The 20,667-nt window shown below is 62.9% G+C and carries 24 protein-coding genes; 14 read left to right on the forward strand and 10 right to left on the reverse strand.

Annotated elements, in window-relative coordinates:
• Positions 1–60: 60 nt before the first annotated feature.
• The 3 genes from QTL95_RS09755 to QTL95_RS09765 all read right to left on the reverse strand — a co-directional run bounded on the left by QTL95_RS09755 (position 61) and on the right by QTL95_RS09765 (position 4,769).
• On the reverse strand, positions 61–2,406 hold the full coding sequence (locus QTL95_RS09755; protein ID WP_289719782.1) for a methyl-accepting chemotaxis protein: 2,346 nt from the start codon (positions 2,404–2,406) through the stop codon (positions 61–63).
• Positions 2,407–2,621: 215 nt separating this feature from the next.
• Complete coding sequence (locus QTL95_RS09760; RefSeq protein ID WP_289719783.1) at positions 2,622–3,521, reverse strand: ribokinase; 900 nt, start codon at positions 3,519–3,521, stop codon at positions 2,622–2,624.
• A gap of 51 nt (positions 3,522–3,572) precedes the next feature.
• Complete coding sequence (locus QTL95_RS09765) at positions 3,573–4,769, reverse strand: DNA recombination protein RmuC (protein ID WP_289719784.1); 1,197 nt, start codon at positions 4,767–4,769, stop codon at positions 3,573–3,575.
• A gap of 184 nt (positions 4,770–4,953) precedes the next feature.
• Between QTL95_RS09765 and QTL95_RS09770 the strand changes: the two genes are divergently transcribed.
• From QTL95_RS09770 to QTL95_RS09810, 9 genes are all read left to right on the forward strand, one after another.
• On the forward strand, positions 4,954–6,450 hold the full coding sequence (locus QTL95_RS09770) for a globin-coupled sensor protein (RefSeq protein ID WP_289719785.1): 1,497 nt from the start codon (positions 4,954–4,956) through the stop codon (positions 6,448–6,450).
• 95 nt (positions 6,451–6,545) lie between these two features.
• Complete coding sequence (gene def / locus QTL95_RS09775; protein ID WP_289719786.1) at positions 6,546–7,064, forward strand: peptide deformylase; 519 nt, start codon at positions 6,546–6,548, stop codon at positions 7,062–7,064.
• A gap of 64 nt (positions 7,065–7,128) precedes the next feature.
• Positions 7,129–7,416 carry a FitA-like ribbon-helix-helix domain-containing protein gene (locus QTL95_RS09780; RefSeq protein WP_289719787.1) on the forward strand — a complete coding sequence of 96 codons (288 nt, stop codon included), beginning with the start codon at positions 7,129–7,131 and terminating at the stop codon, positions 7,414–7,416.
• A complete protein-coding gene (locus QTL95_RS09785; protein ID WP_289719788.1) occupies positions 7,413–7,832 on the forward strand; it encodes a type II toxin-antitoxin system VapC family toxin in 420 nt (139 codons plus the stop codon). The genes QTL95_RS09780 and QTL95_RS09785 overlap by 4 nt, the downstream gene beginning before the upstream one ends.
• A gap of 40 nt (positions 7,833–7,872) precedes the next feature.
• A complete protein-coding gene (fmt, locus tag QTL95_RS09790) occupies positions 7,873–8,805 on the forward strand; it encodes a methionyl-tRNA formyltransferase (RefSeq protein WP_289719789.1) in 933 nt (310 codons plus the stop codon).
• Positions 8,805–9,611 carry a tRNA pseudouridine(38-40) synthase TruA gene (gene truA / locus QTL95_RS09795; RefSeq protein ID WP_289719790.1) on the forward strand — a complete coding sequence of 269 codons (807 nt, stop codon included), beginning with the start codon at positions 8,805–8,807 and terminating at the stop codon, positions 9,609–9,611. Before fmt ends, truA begins: the two co-directional genes overlap by 1 nt.
• A complete protein-coding gene (gene arsC / locus QTL95_RS09800; protein ID WP_289719791.1) occupies positions 9,589–9,996 on the forward strand; it encodes an arsenate reductase (glutaredoxin) in 408 nt (135 codons plus the stop codon). Before truA ends, arsC begins: the two co-directional genes overlap by 23 nt.
• 87 nt (positions 9,997–10,083) lie before the next feature.
• On the forward strand, positions 10,084–10,314 hold the full coding sequence (locus QTL95_RS09805) for a DUF4160 domain-containing protein (protein ID WP_289719792.1): 231 nt from the start codon (positions 10,084–10,086) through the stop codon (positions 10,312–10,314).
• Positions 10,286–10,765, forward strand: coding sequence for a DUF2442 domain-containing protein (locus QTL95_RS09810; RefSeq protein WP_289719794.1), 480 nt, complete (start codon positions 10,286–10,288; stop codon positions 10,763–10,765). The genes QTL95_RS09805 and QTL95_RS09810 overlap by 29 nt, the downstream gene beginning before the upstream one ends.
• On the opposite strand, the gene QTL95_RS09815 is transcribed toward QTL95_RS09810, so the two are convergent.
• The 3 genes from QTL95_RS09815 to dapD form a co-directional block, all read right to left on the reverse strand.
• A complete protein-coding gene (locus QTL95_RS09815) occupies positions 10,762–11,358 on the reverse strand; it encodes a hypothetical protein (RefSeq protein WP_289719795.1) in 597 nt (198 codons plus the stop codon). The genes QTL95_RS09810 and QTL95_RS09815 overlap by 4 nt on opposite strands.
• Positions 11,345–12,538, reverse strand: coding sequence for a succinyl-diaminopimelate desuccinylase (gene dapE, locus QTL95_RS09820; RefSeq protein ID WP_289719796.1), 1,194 nt, complete (start codon positions 12,536–12,538; stop codon positions 11,345–11,347). Before dapE ends, QTL95_RS09815 begins: the two co-directional genes overlap by 14 nt.
• A 143-nt stretch (positions 12,539–12,681) precedes the next feature.
• On the reverse strand, positions 12,682–13,542 hold the full coding sequence (gene dapD / locus QTL95_RS09825) for a 2,3,4,5-tetrahydropyridine-2,6-dicarboxylate N-succinyltransferase (RefSeq protein WP_289719797.1): 861 nt from the start codon (positions 13,540–13,542) through the stop codon (positions 12,682–12,684).
• Between the two features lie 195 nt (positions 13,543–13,737).
• Here dapD and QTL95_RS09830 point away from each other — a divergent pair, with 195 nt between their 5' ends.
• Entirely contained in the window at positions 13,738–14,604 is an 867-nt protein-coding gene (locus QTL95_RS09830) for an LOG family protein (RefSeq protein ID WP_289719798.1), read from the forward strand.
• Positions 14,605–14,608: 4 nt separating this feature from the next.
• Here the strand turns inward: QTL95_RS09830 and QTL95_RS09835 are convergent, their stop codons facing one another.
• From QTL95_RS09835 to QTL95_RS09845, 3 genes are all read right to left on the reverse strand, one after another.
• Positions 14,609–15,028: a DUF2442 domain-containing protein gene (locus QTL95_RS09835; RefSeq protein WP_289719799.1), complete on the reverse strand. Its 420-nt coding sequence runs from the start codon at positions 15,026–15,028 to the stop codon at positions 14,609–14,611.
• Between the two features lie 96 nt (positions 15,029–15,124).
• Positions 15,125–15,766 carry an EF-hand domain-containing protein gene (locus QTL95_RS09840; RefSeq protein WP_289719800.1) on the reverse strand — a complete coding sequence of 214 codons (642 nt, stop codon included), beginning with the start codon at positions 15,764–15,766 and terminating at the stop codon, positions 15,125–15,127.
• Positions 15,767–15,876: 110 nt separating this feature from the next.
• Positions 15,877–16,584: a pyrimidine 5'-nucleotidase gene (locus tag QTL95_RS09845; protein WP_289719801.1), complete on the reverse strand. Its 708-nt coding sequence runs from the start codon at positions 16,582–16,584 to the stop codon at positions 15,877–15,879.
• 120 nt (positions 16,585–16,704) lie between these two features.
• Between QTL95_RS09845 and QTL95_RS09850 the strand changes: the two genes are divergently transcribed.
• Positions 16,705–17,475, forward strand: coding sequence for an isocitrate lyase/PEP mutase family protein (locus QTL95_RS09850; protein ID WP_289719802.1), 771 nt, complete (start codon positions 16,705–16,707; stop codon positions 17,473–17,475).
• A gap of 184 nt (positions 17,476–17,659) precedes the next feature.
• On the opposite strand, the gene argB is transcribed toward QTL95_RS09850, so the two are convergent.
• The gene (argB, locus tag QTL95_RS09855) at positions 17,660–18,547 is read right to left on the reverse strand and encodes an acetylglutamate kinase (RefSeq protein WP_037187812.1); all 888 of its coding nucleotides are present in this window, start codon (positions 18,545–18,547) and stop codon (positions 17,660–17,662) included.
• Between the two features lie 153 nt (positions 18,548–18,700).
• On the opposite strand from argB, the gene QTL95_RS09860 reads away from it, so the two are divergent.
• The 3 genes from QTL95_RS09860 to QTL95_RS09870 all read left to right on the forward strand — a co-directional run bounded on the left by QTL95_RS09860 (position 18,701) and on the right by QTL95_RS09870 (position 20,621).
• Positions 18,701–19,240 (forward strand): sigma-70 family RNA polymerase sigma factor, encoded by a 540-nt coding sequence (locus tag QTL95_RS09860; RefSeq protein WP_289719803.1) that lies wholly within the window; start codon positions 18,701–18,703, stop codon positions 19,238–19,240.
• On the forward strand, positions 19,237–19,959 hold the full coding sequence (locus QTL95_RS09865) for an anti-sigma factor (protein ID WP_289719804.1): 723 nt from the start codon (positions 19,237–19,239) through the stop codon (positions 19,957–19,959). Before QTL95_RS09860 ends, QTL95_RS09865 begins: the two co-directional genes overlap by 4 nt.
• 104 nt (positions 19,960–20,063) lie before the next feature.
• The gene (locus QTL95_RS09870) at positions 20,064–20,621 is read left to right on the forward strand and encodes a fasciclin domain-containing protein (protein WP_289719805.1); all 558 of its coding nucleotides are present in this window, start codon (positions 20,064–20,066) and stop codon (positions 20,619–20,621) included.
• Positions 20,622–20,667 lie beyond the last annotated feature (46 nt).

A 20,667-nucleotide genomic window follows, 5' to 3' on the forward strand; every position in this document is an offset into this window, starting at 1 on the left:
CACGATGAGAAAAGGCGCCGGATCGCTCCGGCGCCTTTCTTTGTTTGGCTCTGGCCGTCCTCAGAACTCTTCCCAGTTGTCCTGTGCCAATGCTGCCGATCCGTGCGTCTGCGGCACGGCCATGCGGCGCGGTGCCGGTGCCGGCGCTGCCGGGCGGTAGGCGGGTGCTGCCGAAGGTGTGCGCATCTGCTGGGCGGTGGAGCGCAGAGCCGAGGCATGGCCGGCGCCGGTGACGCGGAAGCGGGCGACGAGCTGCTTCAGCGTCTGTGCCTCGTCGTTCAGCGCCACGCTGGCAGCCGTCGTTTCCTCGACCATGGCGGCGTTCTGCTGCGTCACCTGGTCCATCTGGTTCATGGCCTGGCTGACTTCCTTCAGGCCGACGGCCTGTTCGCTGGCGGAAGCCGAGATCTCGCGGATCAGGCCATTGATGCCCATCACCTGCTCGGAAATCTTGTGCAGCGTATCGCCTGCGCGGCCGACCAGTTCGACGCCTTCCTTGACCTGCACGGCCGAGGTGTTGATCAGCGTCTTGATCTCCTTGGCGGCGTTGGCGGAGCGCTGCGCCAGTTCACGAACTTCCTGCGCGACGACCGCGAAGCCCTTGCCGGCTTCCCCGGCGCGGGCCGCCTCGACGCCTGCATTCAGAGCAAGCAGGTTGGTCTGGAAAGCGATCTCGTCGATGACCCCGATGATGCGGGAGACCTCGGTCGAGGACTGCTCGATGCCGTGCATCGAGGCGATCGCCTTGCTGACGACCTCGCCGGAGCGTTCGGCGTTCTCGCAGGCGTGGTTGACGTTTTCAGCCGCCGTACGCGCATTGTCCGCGCTCGAATTGACCTGTGCGGTCAGCTCGTTCAGCGCCGCCGCGGTCTCTTCCAGGCTCGCTGCCTGCTGCTCGGTGCGCTTGGCGAGGTCGGAGGCGCTGCCGCTGATCTCGCTCGTGCCGGAGCCGATGTTGGTGACGCTGAAGTTCATCGTCGTGATCGTTTCTTCCAGCGCGGCGAGTGCCGCGTTGAAGTCCTGCTTCAGCTTGTCGTACTCGCCCGGGAAGTCCTCGTTGATGCGGTGGCCGAGGTTGCCTTGGGACAGCTCGGATAGACCGGCGCCGACGATCGAGACGATCCGGCGCTGCAGGGCGACGGATTGCGTGCGCTCGCTCTCGGAGCGGCCACGTTCGGCCTCGGCGGCGTCGCGCTGGTTGTTCGCCTCGGTTTCGAGGCGCTGCGTATCGGCGAGCGCGAAGCGGAAGCCTTCCAGCGCCTTGGCGACCGAGCCGATCTCGTCGGCGCGATCCTGGCCGGCGACAGCCTGCTCGTAGCGGCCGTCGCTGAGCGCCTTGACGCTCGAAACCAGGCCGGCGAGCGGACGCTGCACGAAGGCGCGAACGGCGAAGTAAAGCGCCAGCATGACGGCGGCAAGCACCAGGATGCCGGCAACGATCATCATGACGGTCTGGTCCTGCACAGGCGCATTGATGGCGCTGTGCGGCACGTCGACCAGGATGACCCAGTTGGTGTTCACGTCGGGCAAGGCGAAGGGATAGACGACGCGGTCGAACTGTTCGCCGCCATCGATGGCGAGATCCTTGACGACGGAAGGGGAAAGCGTGGAAAGGGCGCTCTTGACGGCCTCGGTGCCTTCGCCCTCATAGGGCTTCATCGCCATATCCTTGGACGGCGCGACGATCCACTTGCCGCCCTGCGACAGAAGGGTCACGCGGCCGGTGCCGAAGGGGTGGAGGCTGCCGAGCTTGTCGGCCAACGCCTTGAGCGAGATGTCGACGCCGCTGACGCCGATCATCTTGCCACCAGACATCACCGGATAGCCGATCGAGGTCATGGCGGTGTTCTCGCCGGTGGTGCTCTCGGCATAAGGCGAGGAGATCGCGCCCTTCTTGCTCGCGGCCGCCAGGCTGTACCACTCGGCCTTGTAGTCGGAATTGAAGACGGAGAAGGTGTAGCCGCCGTCCTTGGTCTTGGTCCAGTAGGCGTTCAGCGCGCCGGTCTTGTCGGAGCCGAGATCGGTCCGGCCGGCGAGATTGGGCGACTGCCCGTCGAATGCGTTGGGCTCCTCGCCGAACCAGCTGCCGAAGGCGAACTGGTTGCGCTCGACATTGGCCTTCAGCAGATCGACGACGGCCTTGCGATCGAGATACTTGGCTTCATGACCGCGGCCGATGATGCCGGCGGTGGAGCGCGCCGCGCCTGCGAGCTCGCCGACGGAGGAAGCGACTTCATTGGCGATCGCCCGTGCCTCGAGGTTCGCCTGGTCCATTGTCAGCGTCCGCACGCGGTCGCGCGTTTCGTCGATCAGGAAAAAGTTGGAAACGAGAAGAACCAGCGCGATTGCCACGCCGGTTATGAGGATGAGCTTGGCCGCAAGCGATTTCATGCGAAAGATGAACATGGAGTCCTCAAGGGGGGTATGCGCCGGATGGGGCATTCACCGGCGCAGCGAGCAAGGCGTCGCTCCCTCATGGAGCCGCCGCGTCACGGCCAGCCTTCAGCAAGGTCTGGCAGTCCACGGCAACATCTCCAGAATCTCTTAAATTTGAATGAAATCCAACTGAAATACCCCGGTGCACAAGGGATGTAGGCCCCCATGTCGCCGCCGGGATTGGGCTAGAGTTTGTTTGCGACTTCCGCGCTCTCGGGGATCGACGGCTGGGCACCCTGCTTGAGGCAGGCGAGCGATCCGGCGACGGCGGCGCGGCGCAGCGCAGTCTCGAAATCGAGCCCCTCATCGAGGCTGGCGGCGAAGTAGCCGCAGAACGTGTCGCCGGCGCCGACGGTATCGACGGGCTCGATTTTCAACCCGGTGGCCTGGAAGATTTGCCCGTCGCGGATGGCGATCACGCCGTCGGCGCCGAGCGTCACGATCAGCGTCTGTCCGGTCTCCGCATGCAGCCTCTTCAGCGAAGCCTCGCGTGCGGCGGCATCCATCCCGTCGACGCCGGCCAGGAGCTCGAACTCCGTTTCATTGGCGATGACGATGTCGGCCAGCCGTCCGAGACGCGCCGCGTCCGCAATCAGCGGCGCCAGGTTGAGAACCGTGCGGATACCCTTTGCCCTGGCCGCCGCCAGCGCGCGCTCGACGGCGGGCGCCGACACTTCGAGCTGCAGCATCAGGATGTCTTCCTTGCTCATGCCGGCGATCGCCGCATCCGCATCCGCCGCCGTCACGGTGCCATTGGCGCCGGGAACGACCGCGATCATGTTCTCTCCGTCGCCGCCGACGAGGATCAGCGCCGTGCCGGTCGGTTCGTCGACCTTCTTAACACTACCAAGTTCGGTGCCAGCGTCCTTGAGCAGGGCCAGCGCCGCCTCGGCGAAACCATCCCGGCCGACAGCCCCGGCCATATGCACCGTGCAGCCAGCCCGGCGCGCTGCCAGAGCCTGGTTGGCGCCCTTGCCACCGGCCGCCGTCGAAAAGCCGTTGCCGGCCACGGTTTCGCCGGGCTTGGGCAGGCGCGAAGTGGTGGCGATGAGGTCCATGTTGATGGAGCCGAAGACTGTGATCATGAGGGTGTCCCGTCCGAATGCTTTTGTTTGGGCGCGACACTGCACAAGGGCTTACTCGTCGTCAACCACCCTGAGCTTCAGCAGCCCGGTCCGGCTCTCGACCGACTTCGCCGTCTCGCTGTCGCGTTCCGGTTTCGCGCTCTCGCCGCTTTCGAACTCCAGCGCCTCGATCTTCGAGCCGCGCTTGGTCAGCTTGTCGGCGGAGGTGACGATCATGTCGACATCCTTCTGCGCCATGGCGAAGTGGCCCTGCAGCTTGCGCACGCGCTCGTCCAGCCGGCCGAGATCGTCCATCAGGTGGGCGACCTCGCCCTGGATGACATTGGCCTGCGCCCGCATCCGCTGGTCCTTCAGCACCGCCTGGATCACCTGGATCGACAGCATCAGCAGCGACGGCGAGACGATGACGATCCGCGACCGGTGCGCCTTCTGCACGATCGCCTCGAAATTCTCATGAATCTCCGCGAAGATCGATTCCGAGGGCACGAACATGAAGGCTGTGTCCTGCGTCTCGCCCTGAAGCAGGTATTTCTCGGAGATATCGCGAATGTGGATCTCCATGTCGCGACGGAACTGCTGCGAGGCGACCTTGGCGCCATCAGGCCCGCCGGCATCGCGGATGGCGTTCCAGGCCTCGAGCGGAAACTTGGCGTCGATGACGAGCGGCGGCGCTCCGTTCGGCATGCGGATGATGCAGTCCGGGCGCGAGCCGTTAGAAAGGGTGTGCTGGAAGGCATAGGCGCCCATCGGCAACCCGTCGGCCACGATGGTCTCCATGCGCGACTGGCCGAAGGCGCCGCGCGTCTGTTTGTTGGAGAGGATCGCCTGCAGGCCGACCACGTCCTTCGCCAATGTCTGGATGTTGTTCTGCGCCGCGTCGATCACGGCCAGCCGCTCCTGCAGCCTCTGCAGGTTTTCATGTGTCGATTTCGTCTGTTCGCTGATCGTGGTGCTGACGCGCTGCGTCATGCCGTCCAGCCGCTGGTTGATGGCCTGGTTCAGCTCCGCCTGGCGCGAGCCGAAGACCTCCGCCATCGTCGCCATGCGCCCATGCATCTCCGCCTGGATCCTAAGGAGCTCGGCCATCCTGTCGTCGGCATCGGCCGCCTGTTCGCGCCGCAATTGGCCGCCGCGCAGCAGAAGCACGATCATCAGCAGGATAACGGCCGCGATCGCCCCGCCGGCGAGCGCCAGCGTTCCGGGACCGATCTGCGAAAGGAGGTATTGAAGCGACTCGGATGTGTTCATGCTGGCAGCATAACAAAATGCATGCGGCTGGCTAGATCAAAACGTGAACATATTCAGGGCGCGCTGAACCCGGTCACACGATAGGCACCAATAATCCAATGCTGATTTAACCATTGCTCAACTATATTCTCGGAAAGCTCTGCTTCAACTTCCCGTTTAACGTCAGCCGCAAAGCAGAGACATCATGAGCAGCCAACGACCCGACACCGTGCTCCAGGAACGCCTCGATTTCATCGAACTCGATGACGCCGCGCGGGCCACGCTGCGGGAGATGCGGCCGACGCTGACGGGTCTGCTTTCCGGTGCGCTCGATCGTTTCTACGACAAGCTGGCGAGAACACCTGCCGTCTCCAGGTTCTTCTCCAACAAGGAGCACATGAATTACGCGAAGAAGGGCCAGCAGCAGCACTGGACCAATATCGCCGGCGGCAATTTCGACGAGGCCTATGTCAACGGCGTCAAGACGATCGGCAAGACGCATGCGCGCATCGGCCTCGAGCCGCGCTGGTATATCGGCGGCTATGCATTGATCATCGGCGATCTCATCAACGGCATGATGGAAAAGCAGAGATCGTCGATCTTCGGCCGTCGCGACGACAAGGCAATGGCCGGCAAGCTTACCGCTGTCGTCAAGGCTGCCCTGCTCGACATGGACTACTCCATCTCCGTCTATCTGGAAACGCTGGAAGAGCGACGCCAAGCACTGGAAGCCGAACGGGTGAAGGCAGAATCGGATCAGGCGATTGCACTCGATCAGCTGCGCCGCGGCCTGGAGGCCCTGTCTCGCGGAGACCTCGAGGCGACCTTGCCGACGGACCTGCCCGGCAGCTTCAGGGAAATGGGTGAGGACTACAACCGCGCCGTCGCCGCCCTACGCGCCTCCTTCGCCTCGGTCCGCGCGACGTCGGGCGAAATCCTGCGCGGCACCGATGTCATAGCCAAGGCTTCCGACGATCTCGCGCTGCGCACCGCGCAACAGGCGGCCGGCGTCGAGGAAAGCTCGGCGGCCCTCCAGCAACTCGCCGTCAGCGTCGGCCAGACCGCCGCCAATGCCGAGAAGGCGTCCGAAGCCGTTCGCGAGACGCAGGACAAGGCCAAGAATTCCGGCGAGCTCGTCAACAGCGCCGCGTCCGCCATGGCCGGCATCGAGAAGTCCTCGACCGAGATCTCTAAGATCATCGGCGTCATCGACGAGATCGCCTTCCAGACCAACCTGCTCGCCCTGAACGCTGGTGTCGAGGCGGCGCGCGCCGGAGAGGCGGGGAAGGGCTTTGCCGTCGTCGCGCAGGAAGTCCGCCAGCTCGCCCAGCGTACCGCCGACGCCGCCAAGGAGATCAAGAACCTGATCTCCGACAGTTCCGCGCAGGTGAACGAAGGCGTCGATATCGTCAGCACGACGGGCAGCGCGTTGAGCGACATGATCAGCCGCATCGACATCATCAACCGCTTCGTTGCCGATATCGCCGCTGCCGCGCGCGATCAGGCGACCGGGGTCAACGAAGTCAGCGTCGCGATCCGCAACATGGATACGATCACCCAGCAGAATTCGGGCATGGTCGAGCGCACGTCGGCCGAAACCCGCCGCCTGCGCGGCGAGGTCGACGATCTCGTGGCGCTGCTGCAGCGCTTCCGCACCGGCTCCGAGCAGCGTCTCACCGCCGCCACGCGCCGCGCCGCCTGACCAATGCGGCGAATTTCCGGGCGGCTGCATAAAAAGTGCCTCCGCCCGGTCGCGGGATAATTCCATCCTGAAGAAAGATGCGTTATGGGAACCGCATGACCATCAAGCCACTCATCATTCTTCCCGACCCCGTTCTGCGTCAGCTTTCCAAGCCGGTCGAACGCGTCGATGCCGATCTTCAACGTCTCGCCGACGACATGCTCGAGACGATGTACGATGCGCCCGGCATCGGCCTCGCCGCGATCCAGATCGGCGTGCCGCGCCGCATGCTTGTCATCGATGTCGCCCGCGAAGGCGAGGACAAGCAGCCGCTCGTCTTCATCAATCCGGAGATCGTGACGTCATCGGACGACCGCTCCGTCTACGAGGAAGGGTGCCTTTCGATCCCCGATTACTACGCCGAGGTAGAACGCCCGGCGACGATCGGCGTCCGCTATCTCGATCGTGACGGCAAGGAACAGACCGTGGAGGCCGACGGCCTGCTGGCCACCTGCCTGCAGCACGAGATCGACCACCTGAACGGCGTGCTCTTCATCGACCACATCTCCCGCCTCAAGCGCGAGATGGTGATCAAGAAGTTCACCAAGGCCGCGAAGACCACCAAGGCACTCTGAGCGGCCGGTTGAAAAAACCGGTCGGCCATCCTATGATATCAACGATATCAAATGGGAGGTGCCGATGGGTGATCTTCTGATCCGCAATATTTCCGACGCTATGAAGCGGGATATTGCTTTGCGCGCCGAGAAGAACGGCAACAGCCTTTCCGACGAGGCGAAGAACCTCTTGCAGAAGGCGATGGTCTCTACGCCAGGCACGGATGCGCCGGCGCGTTCGGCTCTGGACGGGTTTCGCGAGATTTTTTCGCCGCTGACAGACGACGAGCGGGAAGAATTCGCCAAGATCATGGACGACATCGAAGCCGAGCGGAAGAAGGATTTTGGCCGACCGCTCGAGGGCTTCGATTGATCGTTCTCGACACCAATGTGATTTCGGAAATCATGAAGCCGGCAGGCGATCCGCGCGTGCTCGCATGGGCGGCCGTCCAGACCGAAGACCGGCTTTACCTCTGCGATATCGTGTTGATGGAGCAATCCTACGGAGCCGAGCGCGTCTGGCTCCGTGACAAGTCCCGCCGCTACTATGAAACACGCGACAGGCTGTTGGCTGCCTACAACGGGCGAATCCTTGCGCTTGAGCGGCACATGGCAATCGAAACCGGCAAGCTCCTCGCGCGTCGCGAATCCACCGGGCGGCCGATCTCGGTGCAGGACGCCATGATCGCCGCGATTTGCCTCGCGCATGGCGCCACCCTCGCCACCCGCAACACAAAAGACTTCGAAGGGCTTGATCTCAGGCTCGTAAACCCGTTTGAAGGCAGCTGATCTTTAAGATTGGCTCCGAGCCAGGAATTGGCGGCATAGAATGTCTCTTCGCATCATCTTCATGGGCACGCCCGAGTTCTCCGTTCCGACGCTGCGCACGCTCGTCGATGCCGGACACCAGATACTGGCCGTCTACACGCAGCCGCCGCGGCCAGGCGGGCGTCGCGGGCTCGACCTGCAGAAGTCGCCGGTCCACCAGGCCGCCGAGCTCTTGGGCCTGCCCGTCCTCACGCCCGTGAACTTCAAGGATCCGGAAGAGCGCGAACGTTTCGCGGCGCTGAAGGCCGATGTGGCCGTCGTCGTCGCCTATGGCCTGCTGCTGCCGGAGGCCATCCTGAACGGCACCCGCTTCGGCTGCTACAACGGCCACGCATCGCTTCTGCCGCGCTGGCGCGGTGCCGCGCCGATCCAGCGCGCCATCATGGCCGGCGACGAGAAGAGCGGCATGATGGTGATGAAGATGGACAAGGGGCTGGATACCGGCCCCGTGGCCCTGACGCGAGAAGTCGCCATCGGCGCCGACATGACGGCGGGCGAACTCCACGACGCGCTGATGCTGACGGGCGCCAAGGCGATCGGCGAAGCCATGGTCAAGCTTGAAATGGGCGACCTGCCGCTTGTGCCGCAGCCGGAGGAGGGAGTTGTCTACGCCGCCAAGATCGACAAGGCGGAAACGCGCATCGACTTCACGAAGCCGGCGGCCGACGTTCACAACCACATCCGCGGCCTGGCCCCCTTTCCGGGTGCGTGGTTCGAGATGGTCGGTGACAAGATGGAGCGCGTCAAGGTGCTCGGCTCACAAGTCGCCGATGGCGCCGGTACGCCCGGCGAGATGCTGGCGGATGGCTTCGTGGTTGCCTGCGGCACGGGGGCTGTGCGCCTGACGAAATTGCAGAAGGCCGGCGGCAAGCCGCTTGCCGCTGACGATTTCCTGCGCGGCACGCCAGTAGCACCGGGAACGAGGTTCGCCTGATGCCGCGTTATCGCATGACCGTCGAGTATGACGGCGGGCCTTATGTCGGCTGGCAGCGGCAGGACAACGGCCCCTCGGTGCAAGGCGCGATCGAGAAGGCCATCCTGTCCCTCTCGGGCCAGAAGGTATCGATCCGCGGCGCCGGGCGGACGGATTCCGGCGTCCATGCCATAGGACAGGTGATCCACGCCGATCTCGAACGGGAGTGGTCGCCCTTCAAGCTGCAGAACGCGCTCAATGCGCATCTGCGGCTCGCCGGTGAGCGCGTGTCGATCGTCGATATCGAGACGGCCAGCGAGTTCTTCGACGCCCGCTTCTCGGCGCTCCGCCGCCACTATCTCTATCGCATCATCACCCGCCGCGCGCCGCTAGCGATCGAAGCCGGCAAGGCCTGGTGGGTGCCGAAGCCGCTCGATCACGAGGCGATGCACGCCGCCGCCCAGACGCTGGTCGGTCGGCACGATTTCACGACGTTTCGCTCGGCCCATTGCCAGGCGAACAGCCCCGTTCGGACGCTCGACCGGCTGGATGTGACGCGGTCAGGTGACCTGATCGAGATCCGCGCCACCGCGCAGAGCTTCCTGCACAACCAGATCCGCTCCTTCGCCGGCACGCTGAAGCTGGCGGGCGAGGGCAAGTGGACTGTCGAGGAAGTCAGGGCCGCTCTCGACGCCTGCGACCGCAAGGCCTGCGGCCCAGTCGCGCCGCCCGACGGGCTCTATTTCATGCAGGTGGACTATCCCGACGTGATCACCGACAGAAGCAGCGGACCGGAAAAGCACGATGAAGACGACGATCTATCATAACCCCGCCTGCGGCACCTCGCGCAACACGCTGGCGATGATCCGACAGTCGGGCGAAGAGCCCGTCGTCATCGAATATCTGAAGACACCGCCGACGCGCGAAACCCTGATCGGCCTGATCGCCGCCATGGGTATCTCCGTCCGCGCGCTGCTTCGCGAGAAGGGCACGCCCTACGCGGAACTCGGCCTCGGCGATCCCGCGCTGACCGACGACCGGCTGCTCGACGCCATGATGGCTCACCCGATCCTGATCAATCGCCCGATCGTCATCACGGAAGAAGGCACCCGCCTCTGCCGTCCGTCCGAGATGGTGCTGGAGATCCTGCCGAACGCCGATATCGGTGTCTTCACCAAGGAAGATGGCGAGGTGATCACTGCTTCCCGATAGGCAATCCGCCGAAATTGCCTGTCCTTGAAATAGTGCGCTAGGTGCACTATTGTCGTGTTTGTAGCAACGATCGCAACAAGGACGCCAATGCCGACCCTTGTGACGATCGGCAACATCAGGATCAGGATGTTCGCGGACGATCACAATCCGCCGCATTTTCATGTGCTGACGCCGGATTACGAGGCGCTGTTGCGGATGTCTGATTTTTCGGTGCTGCGCGGCTCGATCGATCGCCGGAGCTACGAGATCGCTTCGCGGTGGGCGGCGGAAAACAGGGAGCGACTGGAACATGAGTGGCAACGTCTCAACGCGCGATGAGGTCATCTCCGTCGGCAAGCCGCTTCCCAGGATTTCCGGAGTGGAACCGCTTGATGCGCGCAACATCAGGATAACCTGGCAGACCGGCGAGACGGTGACACTGGACCTCGCGCCGGCGCTGCAAAGTCGGCGTATCTATATCCCGCTGCGTGGCGACGATTTGCTGTTCAGACAGGTTGCTGTCAACGAGTATGGTGATGGTATCGAATGGCCGGTGGAAGATCTCGAATTTTCGGCAGCCTGGCTGGAAAGCCTTCCCTCGATTGAGTTCTCCAATGCCGATTTTCGTACCGCGATGGAGAGGCTCGGGCATAGCCTCGAAGGGATGGCAACCGCGCTGCAGATTTCCCGACGGCTGGTGGCGGATTACCGCAAGGACAAGCCGATCCCGCGCCATATCGCTTTCGCGACGCGCTACATGCTCGAACATCAGTTCAGCAAGCTCACTTAAACGGGATAGATTCCCAGGAAGCGCTGCAGATATTCCGATAGCATCAGGGACGGCACGAACAGCGCCAGCGTCAGCGCGCCGACGACAAGGCCGTTGCCGAAGAAGATCATCCTGAGAATCCGCGCCAGAGCGAAGATTTGCGCGAACATGAAGATCAGCAGCAGGATGGAGACCAGGCTGATGGAGCCGGGGACGAAGTAGACGAGTGCCAGCAGGAGCCCGTTGATATAGGCAAGCGGCACCCCCAGCCAGTTGATGCTGACGACGACGGGCGCGAAGCGCTCGCCTTTCTTCATGGCAAGCAGCAGCAGGCCGGCGAGCACCAGCGGCGCGACCCAATTGGAAACCTCCACAAGGCCGAGGCGGAAGTAGAATAGAAGCCCGACATCGGTATGCGGCGGCATGGTATCGAGGAAGGCATGGCGCCACCAGAGCCAGGAAATGCCCATTGGCGGCAGGCACCAGAAGATCGCCCAGAAGGAGCGGCTGACGCCGCGCTCCGACATATCCAGAAAGCGGAAGCCGCGCGGATCCATGCGGATCAGCAGCCAAAGCCCAGCCAGATAATATTGAACCTCCCTAAGCCCCGGCATTCTCGAACCAGCGCTCGATGAAGGTTTGGTAGATGACGGTCAGGCTTTCGAGGTCGGCGACGGCGACGCGCTCGTCGACCATGTGCATGGTCTGCCCGACGAGGCCGAACTCGACGACGGGGCAGTAGTCCTTGATGAAGCGGGCGTCCGAGGTGCCGCCGGTCGTGGAAAGTTTCGGCGCCTGACCGGTCACGCTTTCGACGGCCGATGAAAGCGAGGCGATCAGCGCATTGTTGCGCGTCAGGAAGACGTGGCTCGGACGCTCCGCCCAGACGATGTCGTAGCGCAGAGGTTCGCGGCCGGGGCGCAGCGAACCGTGGGCGGCTGCGTCGTCAAGGCGCCGGATGATCTCCTGCTGCAGGCTCTCCGCCGTCCAGGTATCGTTGAAACGGATGTTGAAGCTTGCCGACGCCCGGGCGGGAATGACGTTGGTGGCCGTATTGCCGACGTCGATCGTCGTCACTTCGAGATTGGATGGCTGGAAATTCTCGGTGCCGCCGTCGAAGGGTGATTCCATCAGCGATTGCGTCAGCTGCAGGATGCCGCGAACCGGATTGTCGGCCAGGTGCGGATAGGCCGCGTGGCCCTGCACGCCGTGCACCGTGATCCTGCCCGACACCGACCCGCGCCGACCGATCTTGATCATGTCGCCGAGCCGGTCCGGATTGGTCGGTTCGCCCACCAGGCAGGCGTCCCACCGCTCGCCGCGTTCGGCGGCCCACTGCAGGAGCTTGGTCGTGCCGTTGATGGCGGGACCTTCCTCGTCGCCGGTGATCAGGAAGGAGATCGATCCCTTCGGCGCACCGTGCTTCTCGATATGGCGGGCAACCGCGGCCACGAAGCAGGCGATTCCGCCCTTCATGTCCACCGCGCCGCGGCCAAACAGTTCGCCGCCCGATATCTCGGCGGCGAAGGGTGCGTGCGTCCATGCGGCTTCGTCGCCGACAGGCACGACGTCGGTATGCCCCGCGAACATCAGATGCGGACCGTCGCTGCCGAGACGCGCATAGAGGTTCTCGATATCCGGCGTGCCCGGCTCCGTCGCCAGCACCTTGTCCACCTTGAAGCCGAGCGGCGAGAGCATCGCGTCCAGCGCCGTCAGCGCGCCGCCTTCGGCGGGCGTCACGGAGGGGCAGCGGATCAGGGTCTGAAGATTGGCGACGGGATCGGTAGCGGTCATGAAACTGGAGGTATCCGGCGGTAGTGGCAAAGAAAAGGCAAGGTGAAGTTGTGCGCGGCGAAATCCGCCGCCGGGTCTTGCCGGGCCTACCCCCGGCAAATGTCGTCCGGCGCCGGGGGGCGGCGCCGGAGAAAGGGGCAGGCTTAGTCGCGCAGCAGTTCGTTGATGCCGGTCTTCGAGCGGGTCTTCTCGTCCACCGTCTTGACGATCACAGCGCAGTAGAGATGCGGCGCGGCAAGACCGTTCGGCATCGTGGCGTTGCCGGATGGCATGGAGCCGGCGACGACCACTGAGTAAGGCGGGACTTCGCCGTACATCACTTCGCCGGTGGCGCGATTGACGATCTTGGTCGACTTGCCGATGTAGACGCCCATGCCGAGAACCGAACCCTCGCGGATGATGCAGCCTTCGACGACTTCCGAGCGGGCGCCGATGAAGCAGTTGTCTTCGATGATGGTCGGGCCGGCCTGCATTGGCTCGAGCACGCCGCCGATGCCGACGCCGCCGGAAAGATGCACATGCTTGCCGATCTGCGCGCAGGAGCCGACGGTGGCCCAGGTGTCGACCATCGTGCCCTCATCGACGAAGGCGCCGAGGTTGACGAAGGACGGCATCAGTACGACGTTCTTGGCGATGTAGGCGGAGCGGCGCACCACGCAGTTCGGCACGGCGCGGAAGCCGGCGGCGCGGTACTCGTTCTCACCCCAGTTTTCGAACTTGGAAGGCACCTTGTCCCACCAGGTCGAGTTGCCCGAGCCGCCCTTGACGACTTCCATGTCATTGAGGCGGAAGGAGAGTAGGACGGCCTTCTTGAGCCACTGATTGACCTTCCAGACGCCATCGGCGCCGCGTTCGGCGACGCGCGCCTTGCCGCCGTCGAGAAGTTCGAGCGCGGCCTCGACCGCATCGCGTACTTCGCCCTTGGTCGAGGTGCTGACGCTGTCGCGGTTGTCGAAGGCGGTTTCGATGGTCTTTTCGAGGGAGGAAAGGTCGGTGGCGCTCATGAGAATTCCTTAAACTTCGATCTTTATCGTGGAGGCCGAAGCCTCCGGGAATTGTGATTGGCGGGATGCGATCTGCTCTATCGCATGCAGGGCTAAAATGGAATGATTTTTCGGGGCGGGATCGATCTCCCGATCACAGGCATGAAACGACACAACGGCAGCGTTTGCCGGCGGTACTGAAAGGCATTGCAGGACATGGCAAAGGGTAAGAACGGCAGGCTGCGGCGCAAGGATGGCGTCTGGGATCCGTTGAAGACGAGCGAGACCGACCGGCAGCGCGCGGAAGCCGTGCCGAAGACGCCGCAGACGCTTTCGCCTGCCTATCGCCTTGCCTATGCCGACGAGGATTTCCTGTGCCGCGAGGAACTGCGGCCGATCCGGCTGCAGCTCGAGCTGATGAAGCCGGAAATGCTGCTGACGGAGCGCGGCATCAAATCAACAGTCGTCATGTTCGGCGGCGCCCGTATCCCGGCGCCCGGCCAGAGCGCCTGGGCGGCGCGCAACGAAACCCAGCGCGCCAATCTGGAGGCGGCGTCCGTCTATTACGACGAGGCCCGCAAGTTCGCGCGGCTCTGCTCGAAATACGCCGCCGGCTTCGATTTCCACGAATATGTCGTCGTCACCGGCGGCGGCCCCGGCGTCATGGAGGCCGGCAACCGCGGCGCTGCCGACGAGGGCGCGCCCTCGATCGGCCTCAACATCGTGCTGCCGCACGAGCAGGCACCGAACGTCTACGTGACGCCGGAGCTCAGCTTCAACTTCCACTACTTCGCCATCCGCAAGATGCACTTCATGGTACGCGCCAAGGCTATCGCCGTCTTCCCAGGCGGCTTCGGCACCATGGACGAATTCTTCGAATGCCTGACGCTGATCCAGACCGGCCGCATGGAAAAGATGCCGCTCATCCTCTTCGGCGAAAAATTCTGGAAGAGCATCATCAATTTCGAGGCTCTCGCCGAATTCGGCACCATCGCCCCTGACGACGTCAAGCTGATCAGCTTCGTCGACACTGCCGATGCCGCCTGGAAGATCATCCAGGAATTCTACGAGCACCCGGAATAGGGGCTCAGGGGGCGTCGCCGGCCTTCTTCGGCCGGCCGCCCTTGGCGCCGTTCGCCCGGCTCGCCGCCGCCTTCGCGGCTGAGCGGGATTGCCCGCCACGGCGTTGCGCCTCCATGAAACTCTTGGTGCCGAACACGCCGTTCATCAGACCTGAAATCGTATAGTCGGCATCAAGGCTTTCCCAGTGAAGGCCGGTCTCTCCAAGCAGTTCGACTTCCGCAAGCTCGGCTACGGTCGCGTCTTCCAAGCCCTGCAAGGCCCTTGCGGGGAAGATGAACGATGCGCCATTGGTGAAATCGAGGATGATGCGCTCCGAAGCGGCGTCGAAGCGGACCGATATGGGTATCGGTCGCTCGGCACGCTCGGCCTCCCAGCGTTGCTTTGCCTGTGCGAGTTCGGTGTCCGTTATCTTGCTCGTAGACATGCTGAAAAAATAACCCAACAACTTGGGTATTTCAATTGCACGAAAAAAGCCCGCCGCGATCGTCGCGGCGGGCTCCCTCATCGGCTGTGTCTCGTCTTACAGGAACGGGCGTTCCGGCATGTCGGCGATCGAGATCGCGCCGTCCTTGTTGGTGTCCATGCGCGTGAAGAACTTGTCGAAGGCGGCTTCGGCTTCCTGCTTGGAAATCTGGCCGTTCTCGTCGGTGTCGATCCGCTGCATGACCATGAATTCGCGGATCATGCCCGGGCCGCGCATGCCGTGGCGGCCAGGGCCGCGGTCGGCTTCGCCCTGCGGCGGTGCAGGCTGGCCTGCGTCGGCGTCAGCCGGCGGGGGGGCGGGCGGGGCATCGTCATCGGCCGCCATGTCGTCGGCGGGCGCCTTGATCTTTGCCATCTGCGCTTCGTGATACTTGCGGATCTCGCCCGGCGTCAGCGAGCCATCCTTGTCGGTGTCGATCGCGGCGAAGATCGTTTCCATGCCGTTCTTGGCTTCGTCCTTGGAAACCTGGCCGTCCTTGTTCGTGTCGAACTGCTGCAGCATGCGAACGAACACGACCTCGCGCATCATCGGACCGCGTGGCCCGCCACCCATCATCGCATGGTGCGGTTTGGGCGGATGCTTGTGCTTGTCGCCAGGCGCGGCAACACTGGTGCCGGCTGCGGCACCGACGATCAGGACGGAGGAGAGTGCGGCCAGTATCAGCTTGTTCCGAGACATATGAATTCCTTTCAGTGTGTAATCTCATTGGGGATCACAGACGAAAAGGTAGGGCCGGTGGCACGGATTGCCCAATTAAACATCGGTAAGCTGGATGAAACTTTCGTAACCTAGTAGATGATCTTCTCAAGAAAATCAGTGAGATCGTCGGTCACGAAGTCGATGTGATCGTCCTCGCCGCTGGTCTTTTCCCACCATTCGACGACCGTATCCTCGAGGTTATTCGGAACGAGCAGAACCGTCTGCATGCCGAGCGCCTTGGGCACCTTGAGATTGCGCGGCAGGTCCTCGAACATCGCCGCCTTCGCCGTTTCCACGCGCTTCAGCTGCGTGAACTTGTCATAGGTTTCCTGCGCGGGTTTCGGCACGAATTCGGCGGCGACGATATCGAAGATGTCGTCGAAATGATCGAGAATGCCGAGCGCGCCTGCCGCCATCTCCGCATGCTTGACGCTGCCGTTGGTGAAGATGAACTTGCGCCCGGGCAGCGCCTTGATCGCCTCGCCGAGATCAGGCTGCGCCGTCAGGCTGGAATAGTCGATCGCATGCGCCTTCTCGAGGAAGTCGTTCGGATCGACCCCGTGATGGATCATCAGCCCCTGCAGCGTCGTGCCGTGATCGTAGTAATACTGTTTCTGCAGCTTGCGCGCCTCGTCCCGCTCCATCTGCAGCAGCGTCGAGACATAGGCCGTCATGTTCTTGTCGATCTGCGCGAACAGGTTGACGTGATGCGGATAGAGCGTGTTGTCGAGGTCGAACACCCACTCTGTCACGTGCGAGAAATCTGTCTTGGAGGGGGCGCGATCTATCTTGCTCATGTCTGCCTTATGACATGCGCGGCGTTCGATTGAAATCTGGAATGCGACCATTCACGCCGCACGATTGATACGCCGCATCAGGCGCAATAGGCTCGGCCCCGACAAACGAGGAGAGAGATCATGAACCAGGCGGAAAAGGCAAAGGCATTCGAGGCGCTGCACCGGAAAGGCGATCCGGTCGTTCTCTACAATATCTGGGATGCGGGAACCGCGAAGGCCGTGACCGAAGCAGGCGCCAGGGCGCTGGCGACGGGAAGCTGGTCCGTTGCCGCGGCCCAGGGCTATGGCGACGGCGAAAAGATCCCGATGGAAGCGTTGGTCGCCACCACCCGCCAGATCACCGCCGTCAACGACCTGCCGCTTTCCGTCGATTTCGAGGGCGCTTATTCCACCGATCCGACCGGTGCGGCAAACAATGTCGAACAGCTGGTAGACGCCGGTGCCATCGGCATCAATTTCGAGGATCAGCTGGTCGGCGGCGATGGACTGCACCCGGTCGAGAAACAGGCCGCCCGCATCCGCGCCATCCGCGAGATGGCGGACCGTCGCGGCATTGCGTTCTTCATCAATGCGCGCACGGACCTGTTTCTGCGTGAAGGCGATCTTTCGAAGCATGCCGGGCTGGTGGAAGAGGCTATCGAGCGCGGCAAGGCCTACGCAGCAGCCGGTGCCGATGGCTTCTTCGTACCCTGGCTGATCGATGAAGCGCTGATCGAGAAGATCTGCGCCGCGTCGCCGCTGCCTGTTAACATCGTGATGCGACCGGGCGCGCCGGACGTGAAGACGCTGGCGAAGCTCGGCGTCAGCCGTGTCAGCTACGGGCCGGGGCCATACAGGGCGATGATGGAGAAGCTGAAGGAAGCCGCGGCGGCGGTGTACGGAGCCCAATAAGATAGACCCCTCCCCACAAGGGGGAGGGGCTAACTTGTGGCGCCCTCAGCGCCATCTCATACCATCGGCGTCTGTTGAGACGCTTCGGTTTCGTAGAGAGGGTAAGCCCAGCAAGCCCCTCCCCCTTGTGGGGAGGGGTTGGGGAGGGGACTTCATCCGATCTCAGAAGGAAAAGCGACCGCCCTTACGGAACGATCAGCGTGCCCGCACCGTGCTCGGTGAAGATTTCGAGCAGGACGGAATGCGCGGTCTTGCCGTTCAGGATGACGACACCCTGAACGCCTGCCTTGATCGCATCGATGCAGGTCTCGACCTTCGGGATCATGCCGCCGGAAATCGTGCCGTCGGCGATCAGCGCATGCGCCTGCGAGACCGAGAGTTCCTTGATCAGGTTGCCCTGCTTGTCGAGCACGCCGGGGACGTCGGTGAGGAACAGCAGGCGCGTCGCGTTGAGCGCGCCGGCAATCGCGCCGGCGAAGGTATCGGCGTTGATGTTGTAGGTCGCGCCGTCGCGGCCCGGAGCAACCGGGGCGATGACGGGGATCATTTCCGAACGTGCGAGAAGGTCGATCAACGTGCGGTCGACTTCCACGACTTCGCCGACGAAGCCGAGATCGAGAACGCGCTCGATGTTCGAATCCGGGTCCTTGATCTTCTTCTGCGCCTTTTCGGCGAAGACCATGTTGCCGTCCTTGCCGCAGAGACCGATCGCCCATTCGCCCGTCTGGTTGATCAGGGCGACGATTTCCTTGTTGATCGAGCCGGCGAGAACCATTTCGACGATCTCGACCGTCTTGGCGTCGGTGACGCGCAGGCCGCCTTCGAATTTCGATTCGATGCCCATCTTCGTCAGCATCGCGCCGATCTGCGGGCCGCCGCCATGGACGACGATCGGGTTGACGCCGGATTGCTTGAGAAGGGCGATATCGCTCGCGAAAGCCTTGCCGAGCTCGGGATTGCCCATCGCATGGCCGCCGTATTTCACGACGATCGTCTTGTTCTCGTAACGCTGCATGAAGGGCAGGGCCTGTGCCAGCAGCCGTGCCTGAGTTTCGCTTTCGGTCTCGATCATGGGATACCCCGCAGAATTGATGGCGGCCTTTTATCGCAAGTTTTTGACAGATGGAATAATCCAGAGCGCAATAGTTTGCCGTATGGGGGGTGTCTTGCAAATTGGCCCGTGAAGCCTTCTGCTGAGACATGGGGTGATTTGAGGGATAGCGGCATGACGAGTGAGGAAGTCGCGCAGTTGATCGGCCGCGTTGCGATCGGCGATCGCAAGGCCTTTGCCGCGCTTTATCGGGAAACGAGCCCGAAACTTTTTGCCATATCTTTGCGTATTCTGAGGGACAGGCCCGAGGCGGAAGAAGCACTGCAGGAGACCTACATGAAGATCTGGCTGCGCGCATCGGTCTATGCGGCCACGAGTGGCGCCCCGTCGCCCTGGCTGGCTGCAATAGCGCGCAATCAGGCGATCGACCTGATGAGAACCCGCAAGCCTGTCGCAGATGAACTGGATACCGCGTATGACCTCGCCGATGATGAACCCGATCCAGAGACACAGACTGTGATAAAGGATGAGGGAAGGCGGATTGACACCTGCATGGAAGAGTTGGAAGCTGATCGCGCAGTGGCAGTGAAACGGGCTTATGTCGAAGGGCTGAGCTATCAGGAACTGGCCGATCAGTTTGGCATCCCCTTGAACACGATGCGCACCTGGCTGCGACGCAGCCTCTTGAAGCTGAGAGAGTGCATGGAACGATGACATCGTCGGATCAAAGCAAGGGAGGCCGCTCCCGTGATGAAGTGCTCGCCGGCGAGTATGTTCTTGGTGTTCTCTCTTTTCAGGATCGTCGTGTCGTGGAGGAGCGTATGCGCCGCGACCGGCAGTTCGCCGCGATCGTCAGTCGCTGGGAAACCAATCTTTCCGCCTTCAACGACGATTACGATGTCGCCAGTCCGAGCCAGGAGACTTTCAAGCAGATCGAGGCCCGCCTTTTCGGGGCGTCGGCTGCTGCTCCGGCACCAAGGGGATTGTGGCATTCGGTGGTGTTTTGGCGGTCGCTGGCCGCCGTGTCGCTCGTCGTGACCGCGGCGTCGCTGGTTCTCGCCTTCGTGTCCGTCTCTCCCCCGAAAGCGGGCGCTCCGCTTCTGGCCGAACTCTCGGCTCCGGGCAGCCAGGTCAACCTGCTGGCGTCCTACGATGCTGAGAACGGCCGTATGCGGCTCATTCCGGTCGCCTCCGGACATCAGGAGGAAAAATCGCTCGAACTCTGGCTTGTGCCGACCGAAGGCGCGCCGAAATCGCTCGGCGTATTCGCGACCGGACAGGGGGCGGATAGCGAGCTCGTCATCCCCGCCGATCTGCGCGGCGCGATCGGTGCCGGCACCACCTTCGCCGTCAGTCTCGAGCCTTTCGGCGGTTCGCCCACCGGCGTGGCGACAGGCCCGATCCTCGCCAGCGGCATCGCGCGCCGGCCCTGATTCTTTTCTGAAACTATTTTCACGACCCTCCCGTAGATCCTTCCGTCCCCGCAGCATCAGGCATTCAGCCGATACTGGACAGCGGACCGAGGAGGATAACAGTCATGATCAAGTCCGCATTGCGCACCACGGCAATTGCCGTCGCCGTCTCCGCAATCGCCTTCGCGGCGCAAGCCAAGAACCCGATGGTTGGTGGCGCCGCCATGTATCCCACCAAGAACATCGTCGAAAACGCCGTCAACTCGAAGGATCACACGACGCTCGTTGCCGCCGTCAAGGCGGCCGGCCTGGTCTCTACGCTTGAAGGCAAGGGACCCTTCACCGTCTTCGCGCCGACCAACGAGGCTTTCGCGGCATTGCCGGCCGGCACGGTCGACATGCTGCTGAAGCCGGAAAACAAGGCGAAGCTGACGAAAATCCTAACCTGCCATGTCGTGGCAGCCGATGCCATGTCGAAGACCGTCGCCAAGATGATCAAGGATGACGGCGGCGAGCACGACATCAAGACGGTCGGCGGCTGCGTGCTGAAGGCCAAGGAAAGCATGGGCAAGATCACGCTCACCGACGAGAACGGCACCGTCGCGCATGTGACGATCGCCGACGTCAAGCAATCGAATGGCGTGATCCACGTCGTCGACAAGGTTCTGCTGCCGAAGATGTAAAGAGTACAATCAGCAGAATTAGGGGCGCCCCTTGCCCGATCCCCGG

Origin of the sequence: Rhizobium sp. S152, assembly GCF_030380735.1 — a bacterium.
Classification (GTDB): domain Bacteria; phylum Pseudomonadota; class Alphaproteobacteria; order Rhizobiales; family Rhizobiaceae; genus Rhizobium.

What these genes read in the sequence shown, in the direction of transcription:
- QTL95_RS09755 (WP_289719782.1), bottom strand. Translation starts at nt 2,406, where the DNA reads ATGTTCATCTTTCGCATGAAATCGCTTGCGGCCAAGCTCATCCTCATA.
- QTL95_RS09810 (WP_289719794.1), top strand. Translation starts at nt 10,286, where the DNA reads ATGAGTGGCAACGTCTCAACGCGCGATGAGGTCATCTCCGTCGGCAAG.
- QTL95_RS09830 (WP_289719798.1), top strand. Translation starts at nt 13,738, where the DNA reads ATGGCAAAGGGTAAGAACGGCAGGCTGCGGCGCAAGGATGGCGTCTGG.
- QTL95_RS09865 (WP_289719804.1), top strand. Translation starts at nt 19,237, where the DNA reads ATGACATCGTCGGATCAAAGCAAGGGAGGCCGCTCCCGTGATGAAGTG.
- QTL95_RS09805 (WP_289719792.1), top strand. Translation starts at nt 10,084, where the DNA reads ATGCCGACCCTTGTGACGATCGGCAACATCAGGATCAGGATGTTCGCG.
- QTL95_RS09845 (WP_289719801.1), bottom strand. Translation starts at nt 16,584, where the DNA reads ATGAGCAAGATAGATCGCGCCCCCTCCAAGACAGATTTCTCGCACGTG.
- dapE (WP_289719796.1), bottom strand. Translation starts at nt 12,538, where the DNA reads ATGACCGCTACCGATCCCGTCGCCAATCTTCAGACCCTGATCCGCTGC.
- arsC (WP_289719791.1), top strand. Translation starts at nt 9,589, where the DNA reads ATGAAGACGACGATCTATCATAACCCCGCCTGCGGCACCTCGCGCAAC.
- def (WP_289719786.1), top strand. Translation starts at nt 6,546, where the DNA reads ATGACCATCAAGCCACTCATCATTCTTCCCGACCCCGTTCTGCGTCAG.
- QTL95_RS09860 (WP_289719803.1), top strand. Translation starts at nt 18,701, where the DNA reads ATGACGAGTGAGGAAGTCGCGCAGTTGATCGGCCGCGTTGCGATCGGC.
- QTL95_RS09850 (WP_289719802.1), top strand. Translation starts at nt 16,705, where the DNA reads ATGAACCAGGCGGAAAAGGCAAAGGCATTCGAGGCGCTGCACCGGAAA.
- fmt (WP_289719789.1), top strand. Translation starts at nt 7,873, where the DNA reads ATGTCTCTTCGCATCATCTTCATGGGCACGCCCGAGTTCTCCGTTCCG.
- QTL95_RS09780 (WP_289719787.1), top strand. Translation starts at nt 7,129, where the DNA reads ATGGGTGATCTTCTGATCCGCAATATTTCCGACGCTATGAAGCGGGAT.
- truA (WP_289719790.1), top strand. Translation starts at nt 8,805, where the DNA reads ATGCCGCGTTATCGCATGACCGTCGAGTATGACGGCGGGCCTTATGTC.
- QTL95_RS09840 (WP_289719800.1), bottom strand. Translation starts at nt 15,766, where the DNA reads ATGTCTCGGAACAAGCTGATACTGGCCGCACTCTCCTCCGTCCTGATC.
- QTL95_RS09770 (WP_289719785.1), top strand. Translation starts at nt 4,954, where the DNA reads ATGAGCAGCCAACGACCCGACACCGTGCTCCAGGAACGCCTCGATTTC.
- dapD (WP_289719797.1), bottom strand. Translation starts at nt 13,542, where the DNA reads ATGAGCGCCACCGACCTTTCCTCCCTCGAAAAGACCATCGAAACCGCC.
- QTL95_RS09870 (WP_289719805.1), top strand. Translation starts at nt 20,064, where the DNA reads ATGATCAAGTCCGCATTGCGCACCACGGCAATTGCCGTCGCCGTCTCC.
- QTL95_RS09760 (WP_289719783.1), bottom strand. Translation starts at nt 3,521, where the DNA reads ATGATCACAGTCTTCGGCTCCATCAACATGGACCTCATCGCCACCACT.
- argB (WP_037187812.1), bottom strand. Translation starts at nt 18,547, where the DNA reads ATGATCGAGACCGAAAGCGAAACTCAGGCACGGCTGCTGGCACAGGCC.
- QTL95_RS09835 (WP_289719799.1), bottom strand. Translation starts at nt 15,028, where the DNA reads ATGTCTACGAGCAAGATAACGGACACCGAACTCGCACAGGCAAAGCAA.
- QTL95_RS09765 (WP_289719784.1), bottom strand. Translation starts at nt 4,769, where the DNA reads ATGAACACATCCGAGTCGCTTCAATACCTCCTTTCGCAGATCGGTCCC.
- QTL95_RS09815 (WP_289719795.1), bottom strand. Translation starts at nt 11,358, where the DNA reads ATGCCGGGGCTTAGGGAGGTTCAATATTATCTGGCTGGGCTTTGGCTG.